The sequence below is a fragment of the Microcystis aeruginosa LEGE 91341 genome (genome assembly GCF_015206885.1).
GTDB lineage: Bacteria > Cyanobacteriota > Cyanobacteriia > Cyanobacteriales > Microcystaceae > Microcystis > Microcystis aeruginosa_H.
This window is the reverse complement of sequence record NZ_JADEXY010000137.1, coordinates 1-11101: the sequence shown is the minus strand read 5'-3', so window position 1 is coordinate 11101 and position 11101 is coordinate 1. Positions and strand designations below refer to the sequence as shown.

Sequence of the window (11101 nt, the reverse complement as noted above, 5' to 3'; positions counted from 1 at the left end):
ATCATCAAGATATAGGAATCGGAGACGGCGTTTTGGTCTGAGATTTAATTTAATCGCTGGCATTTACAACTATGAACTTGCTTTAGGCTATCATCAAGTAGCTGAATAAGACTTTTGCAGGAGGTCTAGTAACCCACAAAGATCGCCGCTAGAATAGTAAAGATTAAAAAGCTACCCAAGACTAAGCGATCGGAATTATAAAAAAGAATCCGTCCGCATAAACCCAAAAATAACAGACTTAATTGTAGATAGAGATAATTCCGAGCTAACCAAGAGTTTTTCGGCACTTTATAGATTTCAGAGCGGACTTTCCCCGATTTATCGGTCTGTTTTTTCTGACGCTGTTTACCCAAAGCACGCGGTATTTGAGAAAGAAAGGATAAAGGACAGATACGCCGCCAGAGTTCGTGACCGAATACTAATAAGATAAAAACACCACTAGGAACCACTATTCCCCAAAAAATCGGCGCACCTAACTGATAGGAGGATTGGGGTAGGCAAACCCCCTGCACTTTAATGCACACATCGTGAGCAACTCTCAGGGGACTAGAAAGATTATTAGAATCGGTTAATTTTGCCGAAATAGGGTCAAAAAACAGAGAAAATATCAGAATTAACCAAGCGATGGTTACAACCCATCGCAGATAGTGCATTGATCGTTCGGGAATTTGTGCAAACATATATCTGAGTCAAGTCGTTTTGCTATAGCAAAGATCGGGGTGGTTAGGACAATCAATCGCTGAAACCCTTGACCGATAAGAGTTTGAAAATTGAAAGCGTCCTAAATAACCCATTTTTTGCTATAAATTAATATCCAAGTTTCCAATCGATCATTCGGGAATTTGTGCAAGAATAAATCTGAGTAGTGATGTAGAAGCGACTTTTAAGAGAGATAGCAGTCTAATCATCGAAATATCCAGCTTTGCCTTTAATAGCGGCGAAAAACTCTTCTTTTTGATAGACTAATCTTACCGTTTTCTACCCCACGAGGAAATTCCCCTTCCGGCAGCAGAATGCGGCCTTGACAAATTAACAGTGATCTGGTTGGGAAAATTGTCTTAAAATATTATATACGCTGCTACTATCACTAAACTAGAAAATTAAAGAGCGCATTAGCTTAATCCTTCTCAAAAGTTAAAATTCTATGGCTGAAAGCTTGAACCATAAATCCGAAAAACCTTCTCCCCCTCCCGTCCCCCAAGAAAATCCTTGGCTAGAAGCAGTTAAAACCATTGTCACGGCTGGAATTTTGGCCTTTGGCATCCGCACTTTTGTGGCCGAGGCCCGTTATATTCCCTCTTCTTCCATGGAACCCACTCTCCAGATTAACGATCGCCTAATTATCGAGAAAGTTAGCTATCATTTTCATAAGCCAGAACGGGGTGATATCGTGGTTTTTAGTCCGACAGCCGCTCTAAAAGCTCAAAATTTTCAGGATGCTTTTATTAAACGGGTGATTGGACTGCCGGGGGATAAGGTGGAAGTCAAAAACGGTCTAGTTTATGTCAACGGTAAAGTGTTAGCGGAAAACTATATCGCCGAACAACCTAATTATACTTTCGGACCGGTGACAGTTCCCCCCGATCAATATCTGGTTTTAGGCGATAATCGCAATAATAGTTATGATTCCCACGCTTGGGGCTTCGTTCCTCGGGAAAACTTAATCGGTCGCGCCGTGGTGCGTTTTTGGCCCTTCAATCGTCTGGGAGGATTTGATAACCCCGACGCTGCCACAAATCAGAATTAATGTCAAGAAAATAAATATAAAAATTCCCCCTAAAACTAGGGGGATTCGAGCATCTATTTGAACATATTACTCACGGAATTGTCCTCATGGATGCGCCATATTGCCTCACCCAGAATCGGGGCAACCGGCAAGACTTTCAGTTGCGGGAAAAAATGTTCTTGCGGGACGGGAATCGTGTTAGTAACGATCACTTCCTCGACTATGCCACTGGATAAACGCTCGATCGCAGGACCAGAAAAAACCGGATGGGTGGCACAAGCATAAACCTGTCGCGCCCCCTTGGCTTTCAGTAACCGCGCCCCTTCGGCGATCGTACCAGCCGTATCGATCATATCATCGACTAAAACCGCCGTTTTATCCTTAACATCGCCGATCAAGTTCATCACTTCCGCCACATTATGGGTTTGCCGGCGTTTATCAATAATTGCTAGGGGTGCATCATTGAGTTTTTTGGCAAAAGCCCGCGCCCTAGCCACCCCACCCACATCGGGAGAAACCACGACGATATCGGGTAATTGTTTACTGAGAAGATAGTCCACCACCACTGGGGAACCATAGACGTGATCGAAGGGAATATCGAAATAACCTTGAATTTGGGCCGAATGCAAATCCATCGCCAACACGCGACTTGCCCCCGCTTCCGTGATCAGATTAGCCACCAGTTTAGCGGCGATCGATTCCCGGCCGGCGGTTTTGCGATCGGCGCGAGCATAACCATAATAGGGAATTACGGCGGTAATTTGTCGGGCAGAAGCACGACGACAGGCATCAATCATGATCAACAATTCCATCAAATGATCGTTGACGGGATTGCAACAGGGTTGAATTAAATAGACATCACAGCCGCGGATCGATTCCTGAATCTGGATGTACAATTCACCATCGGCGAAACGTTTACGAATCATCGGGCCCACATCCATACCCAGATAACGGGCCACCTCTTGGGCAAGAGATACATTAGCGGATCCCGAAAAGAGACGCAGACGATTGCTGTCCGACGCGGCGGGAAACATCGGATGTCGCATCAAAGTAGCAGAATAGCTCACAGCAGATTCTTTACCCTCAAACTCAAGGCACTTTTTTCTATCATCTCAGTTTTGTTGAAAATCTGAGTGGATTTCTTTGTTAGATCTCAATCATAACCAATTACCGATCATTTTCGAGCCGTTGCTGCCCCTTTTAGCAGCAACGGCCATGGCAAAATTGCCGCCGGATTTTGTCAAAACCGATTAACGTTTGGCTAACTTTTTCACCGGTAATTTACGCAGACGGATCGATTTCGGGGTAATTTCTACCAACTCATCTGGTCCAATGTATTCGAGGGCGCGTTCGAGACTCATATCCACGGGGGATTGTAACTGAACCAATTCATCCCCGGTGGCGGAACGATGGTTAGTTAACTGTTTAGTTTTGCAGATATTGATCTCCACGTCTTGGGGCCGGTTACTTTCGCCGATAATCATGTTTTTATACACTTTTGTCCCCGGAGTAATAAAGAATACCCCCCGGTCCTCGGCGTTTTTGAGAGCGTAGAAAGTGGCGACTCCTTCCTCAAAGGCAGTAATCACGCCATTGTAACGGGTGGCTAATTCCCCGGAGAAAGGACGATATTCGAGAAAACTATGGTTCATAATCCCCTCACCGCGACTCAGACGGATAAATTCCCCTCGGAAACCGATTAAACCCCGGGCCGGAATCACGAATTCCAATTGAGTACGGCCATTGCTGCCCGTCTGCATATCCTGCATTTCCCCTTTCCGTTGGCCGAGACGTTCGATACTGGAACCCACCGCTTCTTCGGGTACATCTAAAACGAGGTATTCGTAGGGTTCGCAGGGTTGACCGTTTATTTCCCGATAGATAACCTGCGGCTGGGATACTTGGAATTCGTAGCCTTCCCGACGCATGGTTTCGATGAGAATGCCTAAATGCAGTTCTCCCCGTCCCGAAACCAGGAATTTCTCGGCAGAATCACTTTCTTCCACCCGCAGAGCGACGTTAGTTTCTAATTCTCGCATCAGACGATCGCGAATTTGCCGCGAGGTGACAAAAGTGCCTTCCTGACCAGCAAAGGGAGAATCGTTAACCGAGAAGGTCATTTGTAGGGTCGGTTCATCGACTTTAATTAGGGGTAAAGCTTGCGGGTCATCGGCTAAAGTTACCGTTTCCCCGATGTTAGCGTCGGCAAAACCAGCCACAGCGACGATATTACCGGCACTGGACTCGTTTAGTTCCACCCGTTTGAGGCCTTCAAAACCAAGAAGTTTTGTTATTTTCCCCTTGACAATTGCGCCCGTATCCTTTACTAAAGCGGCCTGTTGACCGGCTTTAATTACGCCGTTATGGATGCGGCCGATAACGATGCGTCCTAAGTATTCCGAGTAATCGAGGGTGGTTACTTGCAACTGTAGGGGTTTGTTAACGTCCCCGGCCGGTGGTGGAACGTGGTGTAAAATCGCCTCAAACAGGGGCTGCATATCTTTGTCTTCGTCTTCGAGGCCTTCTTTGGCGAATCCTTGCATCCCGGAAGCGAACAGAGTAGTAAAATCACATTGGTCGTCATCGGCGCCCAGTTCCACAAACAGATCGAAAACTTTGTCCACGGCTAGGTTAGGATCCACGTTAGGGCGATCGATTTTATTAACCACGACAATCGGTCTTAATCCCTTTTCTAGGGCTTTTTTCAGCACAAAACGGGTTTGGGGCATCGGCCCCTCGTTAGCATCGACAATCAGGATACAACCGTCCACCATACCTAAAACCCGTTCCACTTCGCCACCAAAGTCGGCGTGACCGGGAGTATCGACGATGTTAATCAGGGTGTCTTGGTAACGAACGGCGGTGTTTTTGGCCAGAATGGTGATACCGCGTTCTCTTTCGAGGTCATTGGAATCCATGACGCAGGTGGGTACATCTTCCCCTTCTCGAAAGATTCCCGACTGTTTGAGGAGTGCATCGACGAGGGTGGTTTTCCCGTGGTCAACGTGAGCAATGATAGCAACGTTACGAATAGGCAGAGACATAAAATATTGAAGTAGTCTTAGGTTTATTTTTACGGGTAAACATTTCTTAATAATTCTAGCTTAGACTGACCAGCACCGTTAGCAAATCTTTATTTTTCCTTGATTTCCCATCAGCAAGCTCTACTGCTTACTGTTGACAGACTCCCTAAACCCTAGGCAAGCAACCCCCCCTCGCAGGAGTCGAGACGACAGAAAAGACGACTGGAGGCAGGGGGTAGGGGTAAATTAAAGCTAGAGTGAAAATCCTCTTGAACTTTGTAGGTTAAGCGGGGGGAAACTTGGCGAACAATTTGTGTCAACAGTTTATCACCGGTTTTTTGGAGAATGGGACGGGGAATTTTATGAATAAACTTGGGAAACTTAACCATAACATCCATACGCAGTTCCCAGGTGACTTGGGTGATAACCGCCGGAATATCCCGTCCCTGTTGCCGAAAAATTGCCTCAATTTCCTGACTAGGAGAAGATAGGGGCATTTCCTCTAGTTTCATAATTGCCTGATAATCCACTAGATAGCCCAAAAACGGTTGATCGGGAATGGGGACACTGCGAGTATGATAGACTCCATTGACGGGCAGCTCCAGAACCACGGCGATTTTCGGCTCCAGTTCATAGCCAAAAGCTCCATATTTACCGATGGTGATAATATAACCATTGTCACCGAAGGGCAGAGTTTTCATCGGTTCGGCACAACGACAAAACCAACCTTCGTGAGCGCGGAGATAATCGGCAACCTTGTCCTGATTGCTATACATATCCATAGATCCAGCAAAATGGGTTTGAAAACCGAGAAATTGATTGTCTTCTTTGACTTCTACAGATTCGCGAGCTAGGGAGTTAATGGGGGGACACTGCATGACTTATAAACCTGGCAAATGATAGTGTTAGAAAAATTTGGGGATTAACCGCCAAAGGATCGGGGAAATTTGTAGAATTGAGATTAGTGTAACGTATTGTTAAAAACTATTTGGTCAAGAAGCGATGAAAGCATTTGTAGCAGGAGCCACAGGGGAAACGGGACGGCGAATCGTTGCCCAATTAGTCGAACGTCAGATTCCCGTGCGTGCTTTGGTGAGAAACCCAGAGAAAGCGGCGGAAATTTTGCCCGCAGGGGTGGAAATCGTCGTCGGAGATGTGCAACAGGCCGATAAGTTAGAGGCACTAATCGCTGATTGTAGCGTTTTGCTATGCGCCACGGGAGCCAGACCGAGTTTTAATCCCACGGAACCTTTGTTAGTGGACTACTTGGGAACTAAAAATCTCATCGATGCCGCTAAAAAGAAAGGAATCGAGCATTTTGTTTTGGTTACTTCCCTCTGTGTATCGAACTTTTTCCACCCCCTCAATCTCTTTTGGTTAATTTTATTCTGGAAAAAACAAGCGGAAGACTATTTAATCAATAGTGGACTAACCTACACGATTGTGCGCCCCGGAGGCCTTAAAAACGAGGATAATCTTAATGCCATTAAAATGTCATCTGCCGATACCTTATCTGAGGGCAATATTCCCCGCACAAAAGTGGCCTCGGTTTGCGTAGAATCCCTATTTTATCCCGCCGCTAACAATAAAATTCTCGAAATTGTTGCTCCCTCAGATGCTCCTAATCTCGATTGGACTCAATTGTTTCAAAGTGTCGGCTAAACAGTAATCAGTAATCAGTGATCAGTAATCAGTGAACTGATAACTCAAATCTGGAAACTAAAAACTTATAAGTAGTCGGACATAAATTCTGTCGTCTATCTTAAGAAATGTATAGCAGTTTTCATCAGAATGAGGTATGGGCAAGGAACTTAAACCCTTTGTTTACAAAACTTGTCGATACCTCACTAACGTGAAAAGCGCTATAAATTGCCGCAATTCTTACTGACTCCTGACTCCTGACTCCTGACTCCTAACCGCACCAACAAACTTTTTCAGCAAACCCTACTTAACCTCTTAACCAGTCAAATAATTGACCGAGGGTGATTTGAAAATTCGTAGCAAAAGCGGGGACGGGTAAAAGAGCATTTTCCGATTCAAAAATAGCGATAGTTCGATCACTAAAATAAACAAAGATAATTTCTTCTTCAGGGTCGATTAACCAACCCATTTGAGTGCCATGATCTAGACAATAAAGAATATTTTTAACAACTTTAGTCTGATTTTGATCGGGAGAGAGAATTTCAATCAACCAGTCAGGAGCGATCACAAAATTATTTAATACTTTTCCCTCGCCATCGCGGGGAATATTTTCCCAGAGAAAAACTGAAACATCAGGAACTAGAGAACGACTGCCAAAAGTACAACGCAATTCAGGATAGGCACGGGCAATTCGTTGGGGTTTTAGACTAGCGTTAATAGCTGGAACTAAATCACCTTGAATGGTGCTATGTTTACCTTGGGGCATGGGTTTAGGAATAATTTGACCATCAATAAATTCCTTGGCGGGTTTAGTTTCTGGTAATTGCAGAAATTCCCTTAGTGTCAGGGAATTATTAACAGTTACAACCATAAAATTTTTTTATTGATCGTTATGATCGTTAATTTTATCGCAATTTCTCCAAGCAGAGAAGATCAATACAGTTATATAAAAATGTCCGTCACATCGCCGGGACAGGGTTGGGTTTGGTGGTAGCGCAGAAATGCGTGGAACTACACGGAGGCTCGATCGAAATTGCTATTATCCCCAGTAATGGAACCACCGTCACGATTCTATTACCGAAAGTGACCGGAAAATACATAAATCGGAGGGAGAATCATTCTCAATCAGGGGAAAACTTCCCGGGAAGAAATTAGGAAACACCACCCACACGGGCATATTCTAAAATTGACCGGCTAAGAGCATCGCGATCATCGCGGGTGAGATAATAATTCCGGCCGCCGATATCATTGAGAAATCGCAGTAGGGCAAGACAAGCGGACTCTATATCCGCCCGGTGTCGGGCAGCCGCTAAAGCTTGTTCGCAGGTGGCATAAACTAGGCGATTGCTAATTCCTTCCCTGCCATCCACTCGCCAACATTGAAAAGAATAACCCTGCATTTCTGCGCTCAATTCAATCTGCCAACCGTGATAGTCAAATCGCGTGTAAATCATTTCAAGCAGCCCCTTTTAGGAGAGGAAAGTCACAGGTTTGACCGCTCTGATTGTCTTAGAAGTCCCGCACCTGTCTAACTTTCTAATTTAACGGGTGATTATGGAAACCCTCTGCAAACTTGGTGCAGATTTCGTGCAGAAATGATTTTGTCCACTATCTAAAGGCAGATATTACTTCAAACGATAACCAAGACCGTGAACGGTTTCAATAAAGTCTTCCGGTGCGCCCAGGGATTTTAGCTTGTGACGAAGACCGCGAATATGGGAAGTAACGGTTTCCTCGGCCGGAGAATCGTCCAAAGACCAAACTCGCTCAATAATACCCGATCGACTTAAGACCCGGCGCCCATGGGTAACAAGTAATTCTAAGAGAGCGAATTCCTTGGGGGTGAGGGAAAGAAGTTGACCGTTATAACTGGCCTCGTGGGTACTGGGATTTAACTGCAACCCCCCCCAAGATAATAAAACACTGCTGGTACTGCTACCGCGTCGGATCAAAGCCCGAATCCGCGCCATTAATTCGCCCAAATCGAAGGGTTTAGTGACATAATCATCGGCCCCTGCGTCTAATCCGTCGATTTTATCGATTACCGTATCCCTTGCGGTTAATAATAGGACGGGAACGGTGGCATTAGCAGAGACGGGATGATGGGATTCCGCTCGTCGCAGACGTTGACAGAGCAAAGTTCCGCTCAATTTTGGCAGGGTGACATCGAGAACTAAAAGATCATATTTGCCTAATTCTAGCCAATTCCAGCCTTCTTCTCCGTCTCTAGCCACATCAACAACGTATTGTCGCTCGCTCAAGGCCTCTCGCAAAATCTCGGCTAGTTGCATATCATCTTCTACTACTAAAATTCGCATGGTCTAGACATAGAGTAAGCTGGAAATAGCGTCGGTTAACTCCTGATGAATTGGCTCAAACAAGGAAAATGGATCGCGGGAGGTTTCGGGCTAACTGTCTTACTGATGGGAACTATTAGCCTAGTTTCCTATCGCAATACCCTCGCTCTGCGTCAGCGCGCTGCCGAGGTGGAAGTTACCTACGAGATTATCGATAATCTCAGTAATCTTTACGCTAACATGGCGGTGGCCGAATCGGGAAGACGGGGTTATATCAAAACTGGCAGCCCCAGTGAATTGGGCCGTCATCGTCGGGCGATCGCTTTGATGCAATCTAACTGGCAACTCCTGGCTAAACAATTAGAAAACGGCACAGATTTCGAGCGGGAAATGGTGACTCAGATCGGGGATTTAATGTATCGGCGAATTGCTCTATTTAATCAATCGATCGCCACCTATAAATCCGATCAATCCGATGATCTTTTTCAAGATGCAATCACGGTTAAAAGTTTCGATATCCGGGATAAGTTTCAAAATCTTCTTACCTATTTACAAGCTAGTCAGAAAAGGAATTTAAGAAGTAGTATCGCTAGTTCTAGGGATAGTATCCGCGAAAATTCTCTGTTGGGTTTACTGGGAACTTTTACTAGCTTTGGGATTATTTGCGGAGTTTATTTTTTAGTTTTTTGGCAAGAGAAACGGCGACAAAAAAGTGAGAAAGTTCACCAATTATTACTACAAGAAAAAGAAATTTCTGATCTAAAAATTCAGCTTTTTTCCATGATATCCCATGAGTTCCGAACCCCTTTAACCGTGATTCTTTCCGCCTCGCAGTTATTAGAAAATGGTTTAAAAGATGCAGATCAGTCGATCAGAAAAAACCTATATAGAATCCAGTCTTCTGTCAAGCTAATGAATCAATTCTTAACAGATATTTTGATTTTAACTAGGGCAGAATCTGGCAATCTCAGTTGTCAACTAGAGCCGCTCGATATTGAAGCTTTTTGTTTAAATTTAGTCGAGGATTTTCAATTTATCAATAAAAATAATGCACCGATTAAATTTGTCAGTCAGGGATTGATGATTCGTCCCTATCTAGATGAGAAACTGCTCTACTCGATTTTAAGTAATTTACTCTTAAATGCGATTAAATATTCCCCCACAGGAGCAGGGATTAGTTTGATTTTGTGGAAAGATAGCGATCGCATTGTTTTTCAAGTCCGGGATCAAGGGATCGGCATTGCCGAGGAAGATAGAGGTAAGATCTATGAACCCTTTTATCGGGGTCAGAATGTGGAAAATATTATCGGCACGGGATTGGGGTTAGCAGTGGTTAAAAAATGCGTCGAACTCCACCGTGGCGAAATCGCCCTAGATAGCCAAGTGGATAAGGGAACAAGCTTTACCGTCAAACTGCCGATTTCTCCTTAGTTTCAGCTTGAGCGGTCTAAAGATTACAAAATGTAACTTTCTTTCTTCCGAAACAGGACGAAAGCAAAGAAGAATTTTTAAGTAAGTAGTTATAATTAAATTGAAGATAGATTTTGCCTCTGATCCCCCCTTAATCCCCCCTTGATAAGGGGGGTGCCGATCCCCCCTGCTCCCCTTGATAAGGGGGGTGTCTGACAACTTTTAACACCTACCTACTTATCTTCTAGATAAATCGATCACAAGGTCCAATCTCGATCGACCCTGAAACCGCCACCAGTGCCTGATCGCGGCCCGAATTAGTCCAGAATCAACTCACTCCGGGTTGATGGCATCGCAACTTTTAGACAAAAATAGGGCTTTCCCCGTCAAAAAAGCCTATATTTTGGCTATTTACCCCCCGGTTGACCCTTGATTTTTGCAGCCGGTTGACTCCCATGGGGAACTGGTCACGGTTTCCTGATAGGATAAGGTGACTTGGGATTAACTTATGGTGTTGAAAATATGTCTCTAAAACCTTACATTTCTCGCTTATTAGCTTTGGTTCTCGTCCTTGTCATCGGATTGATGGGTTGTTCCAGTAGTTCGGGGTTAACGGGCAATTACGGACAGGATACCCTGACGGTGATTGAAACTTTAACCACAGCCCTTGATGTGGTCAAAGATGACCCGAATAAAGCGGCAGTTGAGTCGCAAGCAAAGGAACAAATCAACGATTACATCTCCCTCTACCGGCGAGATAAAAAATCCGGGGGTTTGCGTTCTTTCACTACTATGCAAACAGCCTTAAACTCTCTAGCTGGTTATTATACCGCCTACGGTTCCCGTCCCATCCCCGACAAACTCAAACAACGTTTAAAACAAGAATTTAAACAGGTGCAATTCTCTCTCCAGAAAGGAATTTAGATACAGATTAGGGGTTGGGAGAATTATGAATTATGAATTATGAATTGGGGTGTGGGGGGAGGAAGGGAGCAGGGTGTGGG

Annotated in this window: 11 protein-coding genes and 2 pseudogenes; 6 read left to right on the top strand and 7 right to left on the bottom strand. The window is 44.7% G+C overall.

Features of this window, described 5'->3' with window-relative positions; genetic code table 11:
- Positions 1-109: pseudogene (locus IQ234_RS17285) on the top strand (IS5/IS1182 family transposase); the annotation flags it as partial.
- 19 nt (positions 110-128) lie between these two features.
- Here IQ234_RS17285 and IQ234_RS17280 read toward each other — a convergent pair.
- Positions 129-680 (bottom strand): annotated as a pseudogene (locus IQ234_RS17280) (calcium-binding protein); the annotation flags it as partial.
- Between the two features lie 464 nt (positions 681-1144).
- Here IQ234_RS17280 and lepB point away from each other — a divergent pair.
- Positions 1145-1747 (top strand): signal peptidase I, encoded by a 603-nt coding sequence (lepB, locus tag IQ234_RS17275; RefSeq protein ID WP_193957984.1) that lies wholly within the window; start codon positions 1145-1147, stop codon positions 1745-1747.
- Positions 1748-1800: 53 nt separating this feature from the next.
- On the opposite strand, the gene IQ234_RS17270 is transcribed toward lepB, so the two are convergent.
- The 3 genes from IQ234_RS17270 to IQ234_RS17260 all read right to left on the bottom strand — a co-directional run bounded on the left by IQ234_RS17270 (position 1801) and on the right by IQ234_RS17260 (position 5627).
- Entirely contained in the window at positions 1801-2772 is a 972-nt protein-coding gene (locus IQ234_RS17270) for a ribose-phosphate pyrophosphokinase (RefSeq protein WP_193957985.1), read from the bottom strand.
- Positions 2773-2976: 204 nt separating this feature from the next.
- Positions 2977-4770 (bottom strand): translational GTPase TypA, encoded by a 1794-nt coding sequence (gene typA / locus IQ234_RS17265; RefSeq protein ID WP_193957983.1) that lies wholly within the window; start codon positions 4768-4770, stop codon positions 2977-2979.
- A gap of 152 nt (positions 4771-4922) precedes the next feature.
- A complete protein-coding gene (locus IQ234_RS17260) occupies positions 4923-5627 on the bottom strand; it encodes a DUF1997 domain-containing protein (RefSeq protein ID WP_193957982.1) in 705 nt (234 codons plus the stop codon).
- A 124-nt stretch (positions 5628-5751) separates the two neighbouring features.
- On the opposite strand from IQ234_RS17260, the gene IQ234_RS17255 reads away from it, so the two are divergent.
- Positions 5752-6411 carry an SDR family oxidoreductase gene (locus IQ234_RS17255; protein WP_002740403.1) on the top strand — a complete coding sequence of 220 codons (660 nt, stop codon included), beginning with the start codon at positions 5752-5754 and terminating at the stop codon, positions 6409-6411.
- Positions 6412-6697: 286 nt separating this feature from the next.
- Here IQ234_RS17255 and IQ234_RS17250 read toward each other — a convergent pair whose 3' ends face one another.
- Positions 6698-7261, bottom strand: coding sequence for a Uma2 family endonuclease (locus IQ234_RS17250; RefSeq protein ID WP_193957981.1), 564 nt, complete (start codon positions 7259-7261; stop codon positions 6698-6700).
- Positions 7262-7377: 116 nt separating this feature from the next.
- On the opposite strand from IQ234_RS17250, the gene IQ234_RS21335 reads away from it, so the two are divergent.
- Positions 7378-7545, top strand: a complete 168-nt coding sequence (locus tag IQ234_RS21335; RefSeq protein WP_322743467.1) for a hypothetical protein — start codon at positions 7378-7380, stop codon at positions 7543-7545.
- Here the strand turns inward: IQ234_RS21335 and IQ234_RS17240 are convergent.
- A complete protein-coding gene (locus tag IQ234_RS17240) occupies positions 7542-7844 on the bottom strand; it encodes a hypothetical protein (protein WP_193957980.1) in 303 nt (100 codons plus the stop codon). The two genes, IQ234_RS21335 and IQ234_RS17240, sit on opposite strands and share 4 nt — an antisense overlap.
- Positions 7845-8015: 171 nt before the next feature.
- Positions 8016-8708, bottom strand: coding sequence for a response regulator transcription factor (locus tag IQ234_RS17235; protein ID WP_002758477.1), 693 nt, complete (start codon positions 8706-8708; stop codon positions 8016-8018).
- Positions 8709-8753: 45 nt separating this feature from the next.
- Between IQ234_RS17235 and IQ234_RS17230 the strand changes: the two genes are divergently transcribed.
- A complete protein-coding gene (locus IQ234_RS17230) occupies positions 8754-10118 on the top strand; it encodes an ATP-binding protein (protein ID WP_193957979.1) in 1365 nt (454 codons plus the stop codon).
- 501 nt (positions 10119-10619) lie between these two features.
- On the top strand, positions 10620-11021 hold the full coding sequence (psb27, locus tag IQ234_RS17225; RefSeq protein WP_104396655.1) for a photosystem II protein Psb27: 402 nt from the start codon (positions 10620-10622) through the stop codon (positions 11019-11021).
- Positions 11022-11101: the final 80 nt, after the last annotated feature.